Source organism: Streptomyces sp. NPDC046915 (assembly GCF_040644935.1).
Taxonomy (GTDB): Bacteria; Actinomycetota; Actinomycetes; order Streptomycetales; family Streptomycetaceae; genus Streptomyces.
Map to the genome: position 1 here is coordinate 1,015,816 of NZ_JBEYXB010000001.1, position 15,882 is coordinate 1,031,697.

14 protein-coding genes are annotated in these 15,882 nt (G+C 71.7%); 8 read left to right on the forward strand and 6 right to left on the reverse strand.

Features of this window, described 5'->3' with window-relative positions; translation table 11 throughout:
• Positions 1 to 10: 10 nt before the first annotated feature.
• The 3 genes from ABZ915_RS04540 to ABZ915_RS04550 are packed head-to-tail and all read right to left on the reverse strand — an operon-like array spanning position 11 to position 3,553.
• On the reverse strand, positions 11 to 1,006 hold the full coding sequence (locus ABZ915_RS04540; protein WP_361795598.1) for an ABC transporter permease: 996 nt from the start codon (positions 1,004 to 1,006) through the stop codon (positions 11 to 13).
• On the reverse strand, positions 999 to 2,039 hold the full coding sequence (locus ABZ915_RS04545; protein WP_361795601.1) for an ABC transporter permease: 1,041 nt from the start codon (positions 2,037 to 2,039) through the stop codon (positions 999 to 1,001). The genes ABZ915_RS04540 and ABZ915_RS04545 overlap by 8 nt, the downstream gene beginning before the upstream one ends.
• A complete protein-coding gene (locus ABZ915_RS04550) occupies positions 2,036 to 3,553 on the reverse strand; it encodes a sugar ABC transporter ATP-binding protein (RefSeq protein WP_361795604.1) in 1,518 nt (505 codons plus the stop codon). Before ABZ915_RS04550 ends, ABZ915_RS04545 begins: the two co-directional genes overlap by 4 nt.
• A 262-nt stretch (positions 3,554 to 3,815) precedes the next feature.
• On the opposite strand from ABZ915_RS04550, the gene rhaI reads away from it, so the two are divergent.
• From rhaI to ABZ915_RS04590, 8 genes are all read left to right on the forward strand, one after another.
• Positions 3,816 to 4,976 carry an L-rhamnose isomerase gene (gene rhaI, locus ABZ915_RS04555; RefSeq protein WP_361795607.1) on the forward strand — a complete coding sequence of 387 codons (1,161 nt, stop codon included), beginning with the start codon at positions 3,816 to 3,818 and terminating at the stop codon, positions 4,974 to 4,976.
• Positions 4,977 to 5,093: 117 nt separating this feature from the next.
• Entirely contained in the window at positions 5,094 to 7,133 is a 2,040-nt protein-coding gene (locus ABZ915_RS04560) for a bifunctional aldolase/short-chain dehydrogenase (RefSeq protein ID WP_361795610.1), read from the forward strand.
• A complete protein-coding gene (locus ABZ915_RS04565) occupies positions 7,130 to 8,593 on the forward strand; it encodes a rhamnulokinase family protein (protein ID WP_361795613.1) in 1,464 nt (487 codons plus the stop codon). Before ABZ915_RS04560 ends, ABZ915_RS04565 begins: the two co-directional genes overlap by 4 nt.
• Before the next feature lie 72 nt (positions 8,594 to 8,665).
• The gene (locus tag ABZ915_RS04570) at positions 8,666 to 9,421 is read left to right on the forward strand and encodes a (Fe-S)-binding protein (protein WP_361795616.1); all 756 of its coding nucleotides are present in this window, start codon (positions 8,666 to 8,668) and stop codon (positions 9,419 to 9,421) included.
• A complete protein-coding gene (locus ABZ915_RS04575) occupies positions 9,418 to 10,929 on the forward strand; it encodes a LutB/LldF family L-lactate oxidation iron-sulfur protein (RefSeq protein WP_361795619.1) in 1,512 nt (503 codons plus the stop codon). The genes ABZ915_RS04570 and ABZ915_RS04575 overlap by 4 nt, the downstream gene beginning before the upstream one ends.
• Positions 10,926 to 11,570 carry an LUD domain-containing protein gene (locus ABZ915_RS04580; RefSeq protein ID WP_361795622.1) on the forward strand — a complete coding sequence of 215 codons (645 nt, stop codon included), beginning with the start codon at positions 10,926 to 10,928 and terminating at the stop codon, positions 11,568 to 11,570. The genes ABZ915_RS04575 and ABZ915_RS04580 overlap by 4 nt, the downstream gene beginning before the upstream one ends.
• A 112-nt stretch (positions 11,571 to 11,682) precedes the next feature.
• Positions 11,683 to 12,540 carry a MoxR family ATPase gene (locus ABZ915_RS04585; RefSeq protein ID WP_361795625.1) on the forward strand — a complete coding sequence of 286 codons (858 nt, stop codon included), beginning with the start codon at positions 11,683 to 11,685 and terminating at the stop codon, positions 12,538 to 12,540.
• Positions 12,541 to 12,599: 59 nt separating this feature from the next.
• Positions 12,600 to 13,892 carry a VWA domain-containing protein gene (locus ABZ915_RS04590; protein ID WP_361795852.1) on the forward strand — a complete coding sequence of 431 codons (1,293 nt, stop codon included), beginning with the start codon at positions 12,600 to 12,602 and terminating at the stop codon, positions 13,890 to 13,892.
• Positions 13,893 to 13,924: 32 nt separating this feature from the next.
• On the opposite strand, the gene ABZ915_RS04595 is transcribed toward ABZ915_RS04590, so the two are convergent.
• From ABZ915_RS04595 to ABZ915_RS04605, 3 genes are all read right to left on the reverse strand, one after another.
• Positions 13,925 to 14,293 carry a cupin domain-containing protein gene (locus ABZ915_RS04595; protein WP_361795855.1) on the reverse strand — a complete coding sequence of 123 codons (369 nt, stop codon included), beginning with the start codon at positions 14,291 to 14,293 and terminating at the stop codon, positions 13,925 to 13,927.
• 158 nt (positions 14,294 to 14,451) lie between these two features.
• Positions 14,452 to 15,135, reverse strand: coding sequence for a PAS domain-containing protein (locus ABZ915_RS04600; protein ID WP_361795628.1), 684 nt, complete (start codon positions 15,133 to 15,135; stop codon positions 14,452 to 14,454).
• A 33-nt stretch (positions 15,136 to 15,168) separates the two neighbouring features.
• Complete coding sequence (locus tag ABZ915_RS04605) at positions 15,169 to 15,864, reverse strand: hypothetical protein (RefSeq protein WP_361795631.1); 696 nt, start codon at positions 15,862 to 15,864, stop codon at positions 15,169 to 15,171.
• Between the last annotated feature and the right edge of the window lie 18 nt (positions 15,865 to 15,882).

Below are 15,882 nucleotides of genomic sequence, written 5' to 3' on the forward strand. Positions count from 1 at the left end.
GCGAGCGGAGTTACGAGGCGGCCGGCGTCGAGGCAGCCGCTTTGCGGCCCGCCTTCGCGACGGAGAGCTGGCGCGCGACCCGGGGGCCGAGCACGGAGATGACGAGCAGCACCCCGGTGACGACGATCTGCGACTGCGCGGAGACGTTGAGCAGGCTCATCACGTTCTGGAGCGCGCCGAGCAGGAACACGCCCGCGATCGCGCCGCCGAGCGTGCCCTTGCCGCCGTCGAAGTCGATGCCGCCGAGCAGGACGGCCGCGACGACGGAGAGTTCGAGTCCGGTGGCGTTGTCGTAGCGGGCGCTGGCGTAGTGCAGGGCCCAGAAGATGCCGGTGAGGGAGGCCATGAGGCCGGTGCCGGTGAACAGGATCAGCTTGGCCCGCTTCACCCGGATCCCGGCGAACCGGGCGGCCTCCTCGCTGGCGCCGACCGCGAACAGCGACCGGCCGAACGGGGTGGCGTGCAGCACGACCACGGCGATCGCGAGCAGCACCAGGAAGGGCAGGAAGGCCTGCGGCAGGAAGCTGTCGCCGACGCGTCCGGCCGCGAAGTCCAGGTACTGCGTGGGGAAGTCGGTCACCGCGTCCGAGCCGAGCACGATCTGCGCGATGCCCCGGTAGGCGGCGAGGGTGCCGATGGTGACGGCGAGGGACGGCAGACCGAGCCGGGTCACGAGCAGGCCGTTGACCAGCCCGCACACCACCCCGAGCAGCAGGCAGATCGGGATGATCGTCTCGATGGCCATGCCGTCGTTCCACAGCTTGCCCATCACCGCGCCGGACAGCCCGGCGGTCGAGGCGACGGACAGGTCGATCTCGCCGGCGACGACCAGCAGGGTCATCGGCAGGGCGATGAGCGCGATCGGCAGCGTGTTGCCGATGAGGAACGACAGGTTGAGGGAGTTGCCGAAACCGTCGACGAAGCCGAACGACAGCAGCAGCAGGACGATGAGCAGCGCACCGACGACCGTGTCCCAGCGGATCGCGCGCGTCAGGGAGTCAGGCATGGCGGGCGTTCCTCTTCTTCAGGGCGGAGGCCAGGCGCAGTGCGACGATCCGGTCGACCGCGATGGCGAGCAGCAGCAGGACACCGTTGATGGCGAGCACCCACACGGAGCTGACCCCGAGGGCGGGGAGCACGCTGTTGACGGACGTCAGCAGCAGCGCGCCGAGCGCGGCGCCGTAGACGCTTCCGGACCCGCCGGTGAAGACCACCCCGCCGACCACCACGGCGCTGACGACGGTGAGTTCGTAGCCGTTGCCGGTCCCGGAGTCGACGTTGCCGAACCGGGCCAGGTACATGGCGCCCGCGAGTCCGGCGAGTCCGCCGCAGAAGGTGTAGGCGGCCAGGATGCGCTTGCGCACCGCGATGCCGGCGAGGCGGGCGGCCTCCGGGTTCGAGCCGAGGGCGTACAACTCGCGTCCGCTGCCGAAGTGCTTGAGGTAGTACGCCGTGGCGATCAGCACCGCCAGCGCGATCAGCGCCGGCCATGGCACCGCGGAGATGCCGCCGGAGCCGAAGTCCACGAATCCGCCGGGCAGGTCGGCCGCGGTGATCTGCCGGGAGCCGACCCAGATGGAGTCGACGCCGCGGATGATGTAGAGCGTGCCGAGCGTGACGACGAGCGCGGGCACCTGGCCGAGGCTGACGAGCAGACCGTTCAGCAGGCCGCAGCCGATGCCGAGCAGGACGGCGAGGACGATCGCGACGACCGCGTTCCCCCCGCCGTGCAGATAGGTGCCGGCGGCGAACGCGCTGATGCCGAGCGTCGAACCGACGGACAGGTCGACGTTGCGGGTGATGACCACCAGCGACTGGCCGGTGGCGACGAGGACCAGGATGGTCGCGTTGAGGAGCAGGTCCTTGATGCCCTGCTCGGACAGGAACTCGCTGTTGCCGGCCTGGGTGACGGCGACCATCACCAGGAAGACGACGAGGATGGCGAGTTCGCGCATCTTGAAGACACGGTCGACCAGCCGGGTGCCGGGGGACTTGGCCACGTCGGCGACAGGGGTCTCTTCGGGAGCGGCCACCGTCATGCTGCGGCCCTCCCCGTGGCTGCGGCCATCACGGTTTCCTCGGTGGCGTCGGAGCGGGGGATCTCGGCGGCGAGCCGGCCCTCGTGCATCACCAGCACGCGGTCGGCCATGCCGAGGATCTCGGGCAGGTCGGAGGAGATCATCAGGACGGCCACCCCGTCGGCGGCCAACTCGCTGAGCAGACGGTGCACTTCGGCCTTGGTGCCGACGTCGATGCCCCGGGTCGGCTCATCGACGATCAGCACCTTGGGGCCGGTGGCCAGCCATTTGGCGAGGACGACCTTCTGCTGGTTGCCGCCGGACAGGGTGGAGACGGTGTCGGCGATCCGGGCGTACTTCACCTGGAGCCTGACCGCCCAGTCGAGGGACCGGCTGCGCTCGGCGCCCCGGTCCATCAGCCCGGCCTTCACGGTCGTCCGCAGTCCGGTCAGGCCGATGTTCCGCTCGATGGACATGTCCATCACCAGGCCCTGGGCGCGCCGGTCCTCGGGTACGAGGGCCAGCCCGGCGGCCATCGCGACGGAGGGCGCGCCGTTCGTCAGCTTCCGCCCGGCGACCTCCACCTCGCCCGCGTCCCACCGGTCGACGCCGAAGACGGCCCGCGCGACCTCGGTGCGTCCGGCGCCGACCAGCCCGGCGAGACCGACGATCTCGCCGCACCGCACCTCGAAGGAGACGTCGGTGAAGACGCCCTCGCGGGTCAGCCGGCGCACGCTCAGGGCGACTTCGCCCGGCTCGACGTCCTGCTTCGGGTAGAGCTCGTCGAGGTCGCGGCCGACCATGCGCCGTACGAGATCGTCCTCGGTCATACCGTCGACCGGTTCACTGGCGATCCAGGCGCCGTCCCGCAGTGTGGTGACACGCTCGCAGATCTGGAAGATCTCCTCCAGCCGGTGCGAGATGAACAGCACGGCGGCGCCCTGCTCGCGCAGGGCACGGACGACGCCGAAGAGACGGGCCACCTCGCTGCCGGTCAGGGCGGCCGTCGGCTCGTCCATGATCAGTACGCGGGCGTCGAAGGAGAGCGCCTTGGCGATCTCCACGATCTGCTGGTCGGCGATGGACAGCCCGCGGGCCGGCCGCTCGGGGTCGAGGACGACACCGAGCCGCTTCATCAGGGCGGCGGTGGCCGCGTGGGTGGCCTTGTGGTCGATGCGGCCGAGGGCCCGGCGGGGCTGCCGGCCCATGAAGATGTTCTCGGCGATCGACAGGTCGGGGAAGAGCGTGGGCTCCTGGTAGATCACGGCGATACCGGCGTCGCGGGCGTCGCCGGGGCCGTGGAAGACGACCGGCTCGCCGTCTAGCAGCACCTGCCCGGCGTCCGGTCGGTGCACCCCCGCGAGAGTCTTGATCAGCGTCGACTTGCCCGCGCCGTTCTCCCCGGCGAGGGCGTGCGCTTCGCCGGGGAACAGCTCCAGGGAGACGTCCCGCAGGGCGCGCACGGCACCGAAGGACTTCGAGACATCCTTCAGCGCCAGCACCGGGGCCGGTCCCGTGTCGGACGGGTGGGTCATTTCAGGCTCCTCGACGACGCCGGCGGGACGGCCCTCACGGCGTCGTGAAAGGTTTCAACTGGATGGCCGGGACGTTAGGCATGGCAGCCATGTCACGTCAATGGGTAGCACTCGAAAAGATTTCGATAATCGAAGCTCACGCCCCGATCACGGAGAACGGTCCTGGACGGAGGGCTTGACACACCCTCGGAGGCCCCATAGCTTCCCGTTCTGAATCGTTTCACCCTGAAGCCTCTCCGGCCCGATGTCACAGGAGCCCGAAGTGACCGACCTCGCCGCGGTGAAAGCCGCGCTGAAGACCCAGGCAGTCGAAACGCCGTCGTGGGCGTACGGGAACTCGGGGACCCGTTTCAAGGTGTTCGCCCAGACGGGCGTTCCCCGGACACCGCAGGAGAAGCTCGACGACGCGGCGCAGGTGCACGCGGTCACGGGGGTGGCCCCGACCGTCGCCCTGCACATTCCGTGGGACAAGGTCGAGGACTACGCGGCGCTCGCCAAGCACGCCGAGGAGCGCGGCCTGAAGCTGGGCGCGATCAACTCCAACACCTTCCAGGACGACGACTACAAGCTCGGCAGCATCTGCCACCCCGACGCGGCGGTGCGGCGCAAGGCGGTCGATCATCTGCTGGAGTGCGTCGACATCATGGACGCGACGGGCTCCCGCGACCTGAAGCTGTGGTTCGCGGACGGGACCAACTACCCCGGTCAGGATGATCTGCGTGAGCGGCAGGACCGGCTGGCCGAGGGGCTGGCGGAGGTGTACGGGCGGCTCGGGGACGGGCAGCGGATGCTGCTCGAGTACAAGCTCTTCGAGCCCGCCTTCTATGCGACGGACGTGCCCGACTGGGGTACCGCGTACGCGCACTGCCTGAAGCTGGGGCCCAAGGCGCAGGTCGTGGTGGACACGGGGCATCACGCTCCGGGGACCAACATCGAGTTCATCGTGGCCACGCTGCTGCGGGAGGAGAAGCTCGGCGGGTTCGACTTCAACTCGCGGTTCTACGCGGACGACGACCTGATGGTGGGGGCGGCGGATCCGTTCCAGCTGTTCCGGATCATGTACGAGGTCGTGCGCGGGGGTGGGCTCGGCTCCGAGGTCGCGTTCATGCTCGATCAGTGTCACAACATCGAGGCGAAGATCCCGGCGATCGTCCGGTCGGTGATGAACGTCCAGGAGGCGACGGCGAAGGCGCTGCTCGTCGACCGCGTCGCCTTGGCCGGGGCCCAGCGGGCGGGGGACGTGCTCGGGGCCAATGCCGTGCTGATGGATGCGTTCAGCACTGACGTGCGGCCGCTGCTTCGGGAAGTGCGGGAGGAGACGGGGCTGGACCCCGACCCCATCGCTGCGTATGCCCGGTCCGGGTGGGCTCAGAAGATCGTCGCTGAGCGGGTTGGGGGGCAGCAGGCCGGTTGGGGGGCGTGAGCGTCTGCCGGGATCTGCTGTTCGCGGACTGCGGGCCGGATGTGGCTGGTCGCGCAGTTCCCCGCGCCCCCATGGGGCGCGCTGTACATCCGTCTCTCACATAAGGACTGCACGTTCATGGCAACCCATCCCGAAGCCGCCGCCCTTCTCGCCCGGTCCCACCGGCTCGGCTCCGATCCCCGGAACACCAACTACGCCGGCGGCAACGCCTCCGCCAAGGGCACCGACACCGACCCCGTGACCGGCGGGGACGTGGAGCTCATGTGGGTGAAGGGGTCCGGTGGTGACCTCGGTACGCTCACCGAGGCCGGGCTGGCCGTGCTGCGGCTGGACCGGTTGCGGGCGCTCGTCGATGTGTATCCCGGGATCGAGCGCGAGGACGAGATGGTCGCCGCCTTCGACTACTGCCTGCACGGCAAGGGCGGGGCGGCTCCCTCCATCGACACCGCGATGCACGGGCTGGTGGACGCGCCGCACGTGGATCATCTGCACCCGGACTCCGGTATCGCGCTGGCCTGTGCGGCGGACGGGGAGAAGCTGACCGCCGAGTGCTTCGGGGACACGGTGGTGTGGGTGCCGTGGCGGCGGCCGGGCTTCCAGCTGGGGCTGGACATCGCGGCGATCAAGGAGGCCAATCCGCAGGCCGTCGGGTGTGTGCTCGGCGGGCACGGGATCACCGCGTGGGGTGCCACGTCCGAGGAGTGCGAGCGGAACTCGCTGCACATCATCCGTACCGCCGAGGCGTTCCTGACGGAGCGCGGCAAGGCCGAGCCCTTCGGTGCGGTCGTCGAGGGGTACGAGGGGCTGCCCGAGGGCGAGCGGCGGAAGCGGGCGGCGGCCCTGGCGCCGTACGTCCGGGCGATCGCCTCCCGGGACAGGGCGCAGGTCGGGCACTTCGACGACGGCGAGGTGGTCCTCGACTTCCTCGCGCGGGCCGGACATCCGCGGCTCGCCGCGCTGGGGACGTCGTGCCCCGACCACTTCCTGCGGACCAAGGTGCGCCCGCTGGTGCTCGACCTGCCGCCCACGGCTCCCCTGGACGAGGCGATCGAGCGGCTGAAGGAACTGCACTCCGAGTACCGGGAAGAGTACGCCGCCTACTACAAGAGGCATGCTCTGCCGGACTCCCCCGCCATGCGCGGTGCCGACCCGGCGATCGTGCTCGTGCCGGGTGTCGGCATGTTCTCCTTCGGCAAGGACAAGCAGACCGCCCGGGTGGCCGGCGAGTTCTATGTCAACGCGATCAATGTGATGCGGGGCGCCGAGGCGGTGTCGGCGTACGCGCCGATCGAGGAGTCGGAGAAGTTCCGGATCGAGTACTGGGCACTGGAGGAGGCCAAGCTCCAGCGGATGCCTGGGCCGAAGCCGCTGGCGACCCGGGTGGCGCTGGTGACGGGCGCGGGCAGCGGGATCGGGAAGGCGATCGCCCACCGGCTGGTGGCCGAGGGGGCGTGTGTCGTGGTCGCCGATCTCGACGCCGAGAACGCGGCCGGGGTCGCCGAGGAGCTGGGCGGGGCGGACAAGGCCGTCGCCGTGACCGTGGACGTCACCTCGGAGGAGCAGATCGCCGAGGCCTTCAGGGCGGCGGTGCTCGCCTTCGGCGGCGTGGACCTGGTGGTCAACAACGCCGGCATCTCCATCTCCAAGCCGCTGCTGGAGACGTCGGCGAAGGACTGGGACCTCCAGCACGACATCATGGCCCGGGGTTCGTTCCTGGTGTCGCGGGAGGCGGCCCGGGTGATGACCGCGCAGGGGCTGGGCGGGGACATCGTCTACATCGCCAGCAAGAACGCCGTCTTCGCGGGGCCGAACAACATCGCCTACTCCGCCACCAAGGCCGACCAGGCCCATCAGGTGCGGCTGCTCGCCGCCGAGCTGGGCGAGCACGGGATCCGGGTCAACGGGATCAACCCGGACGGGGTGGTGCGCGGCTCCGGGATCTTCGCGGGCGGCTGGGGTGCCAAGCGGGCCGCCGTGTACGGGGTGGAGGAGGAGAAGCTGGGCGAGTTCTACGCGCAGCGGACCATCCTGAAGCGTGAGGTGCTGCCCGAGCACGTCGCGAACGCCGTCTTCGCGCTCACGGGTGGGGACCTGACGCACACCACCGGGCTGCACATCCCCGTCGACGCGGGTGTGGCGGCCGCGTTCCTGCGATGAGCGCCGTCGTGAAGTCGTACGCCGCGGTCGACCTCGGCGCGTCCAGCGGGCGCGTCATGGTCGGCCGCGTCGGCCCCGACTCGCTTCAGCTGAGCGAGGCGCACCGGTTTCCCAACCGGCCGGTGCGCGTGCCCGAGGGGCTGCGCTGGGACGTGCTCGGGCTGTACGCGGGACTGCTGGACGGGCTGCGGGCGGCCGGCGCCGGGTGCGGGGGGCGGCTCGACTCCGTCGGTATCGACAGCTGGGCGGTGGACTACGGCCTGCTGGACGCCGACGGGGCTCTGCTGGGCAACCCCGTGCACTACCGCGACGCCCGTACGGAGGGCGTCGCGGAGAAGGTGTGGGCGAGCGTGCCCGCCGCCGAGCTGTACGCGGCGACCGGCCTCCAGTACGCCCCCTTCAACACCCTGTACCAGCTGACGGCCGCCCGCTCCACGGCCCAACTGGCAGCGGCCGAGCGGCTGTTGCTCATTCCCGATCTGCTGACGTACTGGCTGACCGGTGAGCAGGGCACGGAGCTGACCAACGCCTCCACCACCCAGCTCATCGATCCCCGTACCCGCGACTGGTCGTACGAGGTCGCCGCCCGGCTGGGGATCGACCTCGGCCTGTTCGCCCCGCTGCGGCAGCCGGGGGACCCGGCGGGGCTGCTGCGGGCGGCGGTGCTGGAGGAGACCGGGCTGGCCGGGCCGGTGCCGGTGACCGCGGTCGGCTCGCACGACACCGCCTCCGCGGTGGCCGCCGTGCCCGACGAGGGCGAGCGGTTCGCCTACATCTGCACCGGCACCTGGTCGCTGGCCGGGCTGGAGCTGACGAAGCCGGTGCTCAGCGAGGAGAGCCGGGCGGCGAACTTCACCAACGAGCTCGGGCTGGACGGCACGGTCCGCTATCTGCGCAACATCATGGGGCTGTGGCTGCTCCAGGAGTGCGTACGGGCCTGGGGGAACCCGGATCTCGGCGGGCTGCTGCGCGAGGCGGGCGCGGTGCCCGCGCTGCGCTCGGTGGTGGACGCGGGGGACGCCGGATTCCTGGCGCCGGGCCGGATGCCGGACCGGATCGCCGAGGCGTGCCGGGCGTCCGGCCAGCCGGTGCCTCAGACCCGGGGCGAGGTGACGCGGTGCATCCTCGACTCCCTCGCGCTCGCCCATCGTCGGGCCGTCGAGGACGCCCAGCGGCTGGCCGGGCACCCGGTCGACGTGGTGCACGTCGTCGGCGGCGGCACCCGTAACGCGCTGCTGTGCCAGCTCACCGCCGATGCCTGCGGGCTGCCGGTGATCGCCGGGCCCGCGGAGGCCGCGGCGCTCGGCAACGTACTGGTACAGGCCCGGACGCACGGGCCTGCCGGTGACCTGGCCGGCATGCGGCGGCTGCTGGCGCGTACGCAGCCGCTGACGCGGTACGAGCCGCAGGGCGACCCGGCGCGGTGGCGGCAGGCCCAGGCCCGGCTCGCCACGCCGTGATCCGGGGACTCCCCCGGCCTTCCGTCGCCCACTACGCTGCACTCGTCCGATGACCGACCCCAAGGAGCCGCGATGCGTGTCGCCCTGTTCCTGACCTGTGTCAACGACACGCTCTATCCGGACACCGGCCGCGCGGTGGTGAAACTGCTGACCAGACTGGGTGTAGAGGTCGACTTCCCGATGGCCCAGACCTGCTGCGGGCAGGCGCACTACAACACCGGCTACCGCCATGAGGCCGAGCCGCTCGCCCGGCATTTCTCCGATGTCTTCGGGGAGTACGAGGCGATCGTGACGCCCTCCGGGTCGTGCGGGGCGATGGTGCGGGAGCTGTATCCGCGCATGGGCGAGCGGGCGCGCGCCGAGGGACGCGGGGACGCGCTGGCGGCCGTGCTGGCGCCGGTGGTGCCGAAGACGTACGAGCTGACGGAGTTCCTGGTGGACGTGCTGGGGGTGACGGACGTCGGCGCGTACTACCCGCACAAGGTGACGTACCACCCCACCTGCCACGGGCTGCGCGGCCTGGGCCTCGGGGACCGTCCCCGGCGGCTGCTCGGGGCCGTGCGGGGGCTGGAGCTGGTGGAGTTGCCGGGCGCCGAGGAGTGCTGCGGCTTCGGCGGGACGTTCGCGGTGAAGAACTCCGACGTCTCGGCGGCGATGGGCGCGGACAAGGTACGCAACGCCGAGTCCACCGGCGCCGAGGTGCTGTGCGCGGCCGACAACTCCTGCCTGATGCACATCGGCGGGACCATGACCCGGCTCAGGTCGGGCGTGCGGCCGGTGCACATCGCGGAGATCCTGGCGAGCACGGAGGAGGAGCCGGCCGTATGAGCGGGACGTATCTGGGAATGCCTGTGTTTCCCCCACCCACCCACCCGGCGTTCCCGGAGGCCGCGCGGGAGGCGGTCGGCAACCGGACCCTGCGCGGCAACCTCCGGCACGCCACCCACACCATCCGCGGCAAGCGGGCGAAGGCCGTGTCGGAGGTGTCCGACTGGGCGGAGCTGCGCGAGGCCGGCAAGCGGATCAAGGACCATACGCTCCGTCATCTGGACCGCTATCTGGTGCAGTTGGAGGAGTCGGTCACGGCGGCGGGCGGCACCGTCCACTGGGCGGCCGACGCCGACGAGGCCAACCGGATCGTCACCGAACTGGTCAAGGCCACCGGCGAGTCGGAGGTCGTCAAGGTCAAGTCGATGGCCACGCAGGAGATCGGGCTCAACGAGGCCCTCGAGGCCGAGGGCATCCGCGCCTACGAGACCGATCTCGCCGAGCTGATCGTGCAGTTGGGCAAGGACCGGCCCTCGCACATCCTCGTCCCCGCCATCCACCGCAACCGGGGCGAGATCCGGGACATCTTCCGCAGCGAGATGCGGGAGTGGGGCCGCCCGGCCCCCGAGGGCCTGACCGACACGCCCGCCGAACTCGCCGAGGCGGCCCGGCTGCACCTGCGGGAGAAGTTCCTGCGGGCCAAGGTCGGCGTCTCCGGGGCCAACTTCATGGTCGCGGAGACCGGCACGCTCGTGGTCGTCGAGTCCGAGGGCAACGGCCGGATGTGCCTGACCCTCCCGGAGACGCTGATCTCGGTCGTCGGCATCGAGAAGATCGTGCCGAGCTGGCGGGACCTGGAGGTGTTCCTCCAGACGCTGCCCCGCTCCTCGACGGCCGAGCGCATGAACCCGTACACGAGCATGTGGACCGGCACCACGGACTCCGAGACGGCTGACGGGCCGCGCACGTTCCACCTGGTCCTCCTCGACAACGGCCGCACCGACACCCTCGCCGACGAGGTCGGCCGCCAGGCGCTGCGCTGCATCCGCTGCTCGGCCTGCCTCAACGTCTGCCCGGTGTACGAGCGGGCGGGCGGCCACGCCTACGGCTCGGTCTACCCCGGCCCGATCGGGGCGATCCTCAGCCCCCAGCTCCGGGGAACGGCAAGCGCGATCGACGCCTCCCTGCCGTACGCGTCCTCCCTCTGCGGCGCCTGCTACGAGGTCTGCCCGGTCGCCATCGACATCCCCGAGGTGCTCGTCCATCTGCGGGAGCGGGTCGTCGAGGGCGGGGCGGTGACCCGGGAGGGCAACAAGGTGGTGCTCCAGCCCGCGAAGGGGCATGCCGCCGAACGCGCGGCGATGCGGGCGGCCCGCTGGGCGTTCACGCGTCCGGGCGCCCTGCGCACCGGGCAGCGGCTCGCCTCGCGCACCCGCCGTCTGCACCCCCGTACGCTGCCGGGCCCGGGACGGGCGTGGAGCGGGACACGGGATCTGCCGGCCGTACCGGAGGAGCCGTTCCGCGACTGGTGGCAGCGCACACGAGGTGGAAAGGACGGCGCGAAGTGAGCAGCAGGGACCGGATCCTGGGCCGGGTACGCCGGGCACTCGCGGACGTACGGGCGGACGAGACGCCGTACGAGCAGGCGGTTCCGCGTGACTACCTGCGCGAGCACGGTGGGCGGAGTGCCGAGGAGACGGTGGAGCTGCTGGCCGAGAACCTGGCGGACTACCGGGCGCTCGTGCACCGGTGCACGGCCGGTGAACTGGCCGCGACGGTCGGCCGGTTGCTCGCCGAGCGGAGCTCGAGGACGGTGCTGGTCCCGCCGGCTCCGGACGCGGCCTGGCTCGAAGGCGTCGACGTGGAGCAGGTCGCGGACCGCGCCGAGAGCACGCCGCACGAGCTGGACCGGGTCGACAGCGTGGTCACCGGCTGTGCGGTGGCCGTGGCCGAGACCGGGACGATCGTGCTGGACGGCGGCCCGGACCAGGGCCGCCGGCGGATCACGCTCGTCCCCGACCACCACATCTGCGTCGTCCGTGTCCCCGACCAGGTCGTCGCCTCCGTCCCCCAGGCCCTCGAACGCCTCGACCCCACCCGGCCGCTGACCTGGATCTCCGGTCCGTCGGCGACCAGCGACATCGAACTGGACCGGGTGGAGGGCGTGCACGGGCCGCGGACGCTGGAGGTCGTGCTGGTCAGCGGCTGACCGGTCCGGCGCGGGCCGCCGGCGGCGCCGGAAAGGGCGTGACAGCACCGCTGAACAAGCGCTTAGATAGGAGCCTGGACCCGACGCACGACCCCGCACCCGGAGGCCCCCGTTGTTCACATCCGTAGACGACGTCTCCGCCCGCCTGGCCGAGACCGGCTACCTGGCCTCGCCCGCCGTCGCCACGACCGTGTTCCTCGCCGACCGGCTGGGCAAGCCGCTGCTGGTGGAGGGCCCCGCCGGGGTCGGCAAGACGGAGCTCGCCAAGGCCGTGGCCGAGGTCGCGGGGGCGCGGCTGGTGCGGTTGCAGTGCTACGAGGGCGTCGACGAGTCGCGGGCGCTGTACGAGTGGAACCACGCCAAGCAGCTGCTGCGCATCAGCGCGGGCCGCGACGAGACCTGGGACGAGGCACGCACGGACATCTTCAGCGAGGAGTTCCTGCTGCCCCGCCCGCTGCTGACGGCCATCCGCGGTGACGAGCCCAAGGTGCTGCTGATCGACGAGACCGACAAGGCGGACGTCGAGGTGGAGGGGCTGCTGCTGGAGGTGCTCAGCGACTTCCAGGTGACCGTGCCCGAGCTGGGCACGGTCACCGCGACCCGGCGCCCGTTCGTCGTGCTCACCTCCAACGCCAGCCGCGAGCTGTCCGAGGCACTGCGCCGCCGCTGCCTCTTCCTGCACATCGGCTTCCCCGAGGAGGAGCTGGAGCGGCGCATCGTACGGCTGAAGGTGCCGGGGCTCGACGAGGCGCTGGCCGAGTCGGTGGTGCGGGTGATCGGTGCGCTGCGTGCCATGGACCTGCGCAAGGTGCCCTCGGTGGCGGAGACCATCGACTGGGCCCGCACTCTCCTGGCGCTCGGCGCCGACACCCTGGACGAGACCGTCGTACGAGACACCCTGGGCGTCCTTCTCAAGCACCAGGACGACGTCCTCAAGGCGGCGGCCAAGCTCGACCTGGACGCCGTGTGAGCGCGCCCGGCGTCGCGGAGCGGCTCACCTCGCTGGTGGGGGCGTTGCGCGCGCACGGCATGCGGATCGGCACCGGAGAGACCGTGGACGCGGCCGAGGCGGTGGCGGCGCTGGGGCTCGCGGACCGTGAGCTGCTGCGGGAGGGGCTGGCGGCGACGCTGCTGCACGGCCCGGCCCAGCGGCAGGTGTTCGACCCCGTCTTCGACCTGTACTTTCCGCGGGGCATCGGCGCACCGGAGGGCGAGCGCGCGGGCCGGGAGGAGCTGCGCGACCGGCTCGCGGTGGCGCTGGCGGCCAACGACGCCGCGCTGATGACGCAGTTGGCGGCGGAGGCGGTCGACGGGTTCGGCGGCTACGGCAACTCGCCCGAATCGCTGGGCTGGTCCTCGTACCAGACCCTGGAGTGGCTGCGTCCGCAGACGCTGTTGGCGCGGGTGCGCGAGAGCGTGCGGGCGCGGGACGGGGCGTCGGGGTTCACGGACCGGTTGCTCGACGACGAGATCCGGCGGCGGATCGAGGCGTTCCGCGCTCTGGTGGCCGTGGAGGCGCGGCGGCGGATCGCCGAGCGGCGGAACCGGGACGAGCTCGCCCGGCGAGCGGTGGCCACCACGCCCGACCGGGTGGACTTCCTGTACGCCGGGAAGCTCCAACTCGCCGAGCTGCGCAGGACGGTTCAGCCGCTCGCCCGCAAGCTCGCCACCCGCCTCGCGGCGAAGCGCCGCCGGGCCGCGCGCGGCACGATCGACCTGCGCCGGACCCTGCGCGGGTCACTGTCGACGGGCGGCGTGCCGATGCGGCCGGTGCTGCGCCGGCGCCGCCCGGTCCGGCCGGAACTGGTACTGCTGTGCGATGTGTCGGGGTCGGTGTCGGGTTTCTCGGACTTCACGATGCTGCTGGTGCAGGCGCTGCACGACCAGTTCAGCAAGGTGCGGGTGTTCGCCTTCGTCAACCGGCTCGACGAGGTGACCGCTCTGATCGAGCACGGCGCGGCCGACCCGGAGGGTCTCGGCGCCCGCATCCGTGCCGAGGCCACCCTCACCGGCTGGCACGGCAGCAGCGACTACGGCGTGGCGCTGGGCGAGTTCGCGGAGCGGTACGGCGACGCGGTCGGCCCGCGCACCACCGTGTTCGTGCTCGGTGACGCCCGGACCAACATGAGCGACCCGAACCTGGCCGCCGTACGCCAGGTCGCCGGACGGGCCCGCCGGTTCTACTGGCTGAACCCCGAACCACGCCCCCAGTGGGGCACCGGAGACTCGGCCGCGCCCGCCTACGCGGAGCTGGTCGAGATGCACGAGTGCCGCACGGCCCGGCAGCTCGGCGAGCTGATCGGGCGGCTGCTGCCGGTGTGACGGACCCTGGTCCGGGCGGACCATGTGCCGGGCTACGCCCCCGATGCCTTCGCGTACTCCGTCGCCATCTGCCCGGCGAAGTCGTACACGACGACCGGTTCGTCACCGACCACCCAGGCGTCGTGGCCGGGCGGGGACACGAAGACGTCGCCGGGGCCGATCTCGGCCTCGCCGCCCTCCCCGTCCATCCGCACGCGCATCCGCCCCTGCACGACATAGCCGTTGTGGTGGACCTGGCAGCTCGCGGTGCCCGCGATCGGGCCCACGGACTCCGACCAGCGCCAGCCCGGCTCGAAGGTGCCCACGGCGAAGTCGAGCCCCGTGAGGTGCACCACTTCGAGGTGGCCCCGGGGGAAGTCGCGCCGCTCGTCGGGCTTCTCGACCGTCTTCACTTCCAGCATGGCCATGACGGTGTCCTCCCTTCCGGCCGCTCACCACGGCCGGGGCCGATCCGTCCGCCACCCGGTGGCCACGTCGGCCACGTCGCGGCACACGACGACCGGCCCCCACCACTCCATCGTCGGCCCCGCGGCCCGGCACCGCCATCCGGGGGCGGGCCCTACGGCCGGTCCCCCTCGGGCGCGGTGGCCGCCCGTGCCTGCGCGAGGTAGTTGTACGCGGAGGCACGGGAGATCCCAAGGCGTCCGGCTACCTGTTCGACCGCACGGCGTACCGCGAACACGCCCCGTTCGTCGAGGCCGCGGAACAGCTCCAGGCGCTGCGCCCGGTCGAGCTGGGACCAGCTCGCGTTCTGCCGCAGCTGGTGGGCGTCGACGATGGCGTCGACCACCGCGTCGATGTCGTCGCCGAAGGCGGTGGTCGGCGGCTCGGCGGTGTCCGGGCCGGTCCCGGCGAGGGCGCCCAGCAGGGTGTGCGCCTGGGTCAGCGCGGTGACGTCGAGGTTCACGCACAGCGCCCCGAACACCGTGCCGCCGGAGTCCCGCAGCAGCATCGTGGAGGACTTCACGAGCTTCCCGGCCGGGGTCCGGGTGAGGTAGTTCAGCTCGTCGGCCGCCGTGTCGCCGTGGGCGACCATGCGCATGCCGATCTCGCTCATCGCCCCGCCCACCGTGCGCCCGGTGACCTCGCCGGCGATGGCGACCACCGACTTCTCCGGCCGTCGGTAGTCGTGCAGGACCACCTCGCAGACCGGGCCGAAGGTCGCCACGATGCCGTCGACGACCGGACCCAGCGCGGCGATGATCGCGTCCCGCTCCGCCTCCGGGGGGAGCACGTCGGCCATCGGAACTCCTTCGCTCGGCGATGCGTGACGAGACTACCCGTCCAGGCCGTGTACGGGGAGTCCAGCACCGGGAGCCGGGGAGGCCGCCGCCCGGCCGGCCTCGCCCGCGTCGCGCCGTACCGCGTACACGGCGTAGGCGTAGGCCGCGTCCAGGACGAGACAGGCCGCGTAGAAGTAGTGCATCAGCGCGGTGTCGTGGCGCGGCACCGCGTCGGGGTCGGTGAGCAGGGTCAGAGAGGCGCAGGCGGTGCCGAGGAGCTTGGTCAGCGCGATGCCGAGGGACTGGCCGCGGATGCCCCGGCGGGCGGCGAGCATCCCCAGGAACATGGCCGACATCGCCACGTTGCTGCCGAACGCGGTGATGGCGCCCTCGCCGTGGTCGAACTGCTCGGAGGCGAGGTTCATGCCCGGGTAGGCGAGCAGCAGCACGGCGGCCAGCGCCGGGAGGAACAACCGGTGGGGCAGGTAGGGGAATTCGGCCCGGCCGAAGCGGACGACGGTGTAACCGATGGCCAGGTCGAAGCAGAACCACACGATGTTGATCACCTGCATGAGACCGGACGGAGGTCTCACGAAGGAGAACATGAACTCCCAGCTGAGATTGGTGGCGAACGCGACCACCGGCATGCCGAAGGTCCGTTCCCTCAGCCCCGTGCGGATCAGCAGCACATAGGCAACCGTCCAGAAGAGGCCCGTCCCGAGAAGAAACGCCGTGTGCAACGCCCGCATGGTGACCCTCCGTCAGGT

Coding starts and splice junctions, on each gene's coding strand:
- ABZ915_RS04540 (WP_361795598.1), bottom strand. CDS start 1,006: ATGCCTGACTCCCTGACGCGCGCGATCCGCTGGGACACGGTCGTCGGT.
- ABZ915_RS04545 (WP_361795601.1), bottom strand. CDS start 2,039: ATGACGGTGGCCGCTCCCGAAGAGACCCCTGTCGCCGACGTGGCCAAG.
- ABZ915_RS04550 (WP_361795604.1), bottom strand. CDS start 3,553: ATGACCCACCCGTCCGACACGGGACCGGCCCCGGTGCTGGCGCTGAAG.
- ABZ915_RS04560 (WP_361795610.1), top strand. CDS start 5,094: ATGGCAACCCATCCCGAAGCCGCCGCCCTTCTCGCCCGGTCCCACCGG.
- ABZ915_RS04565 (WP_361795613.1), top strand. CDS start 7,130: ATGAGCGCCGTCGTGAAGTCGTACGCCGCGGTCGACCTCGGCGCGTCC.
- ABZ915_RS04570 (WP_361795616.1), top strand. CDS start 8,666: ATGCGTGTCGCCCTGTTCCTGACCTGTGTCAACGACACGCTCTATCCG.
- ABZ915_RS04575 (WP_361795619.1), top strand. CDS start 9,418: ATGAGCGGGACGTATCTGGGAATGCCTGTGTTTCCCCCACCCACCCAC.
- ABZ915_RS04590 (WP_361795852.1), top strand. CDS start 12,600: ATGCGGATCGGCACCGGAGAGACCGTGGACGCGGCCGAGGCGGTGGCG.
- ABZ915_RS04595 (WP_361795855.1), bottom strand. CDS start 14,293: ATGCTGGAAGTGAAGACGGTCGAGAAGCCCGACGAGCGGCGCGACTTC.
- ABZ915_RS04600 (WP_361795628.1), bottom strand. CDS start 15,135: ATGGCCGACGTGCTCCCCCCGGAGGCGGAGCGGGACGCGATCATCGCC.
- ABZ915_RS04605 (WP_361795631.1), bottom strand. CDS start 15,864: ATGCGGGCGTTGCACACGGCGTTTCTTCTCGGGACGGGCCTCTTCTGG.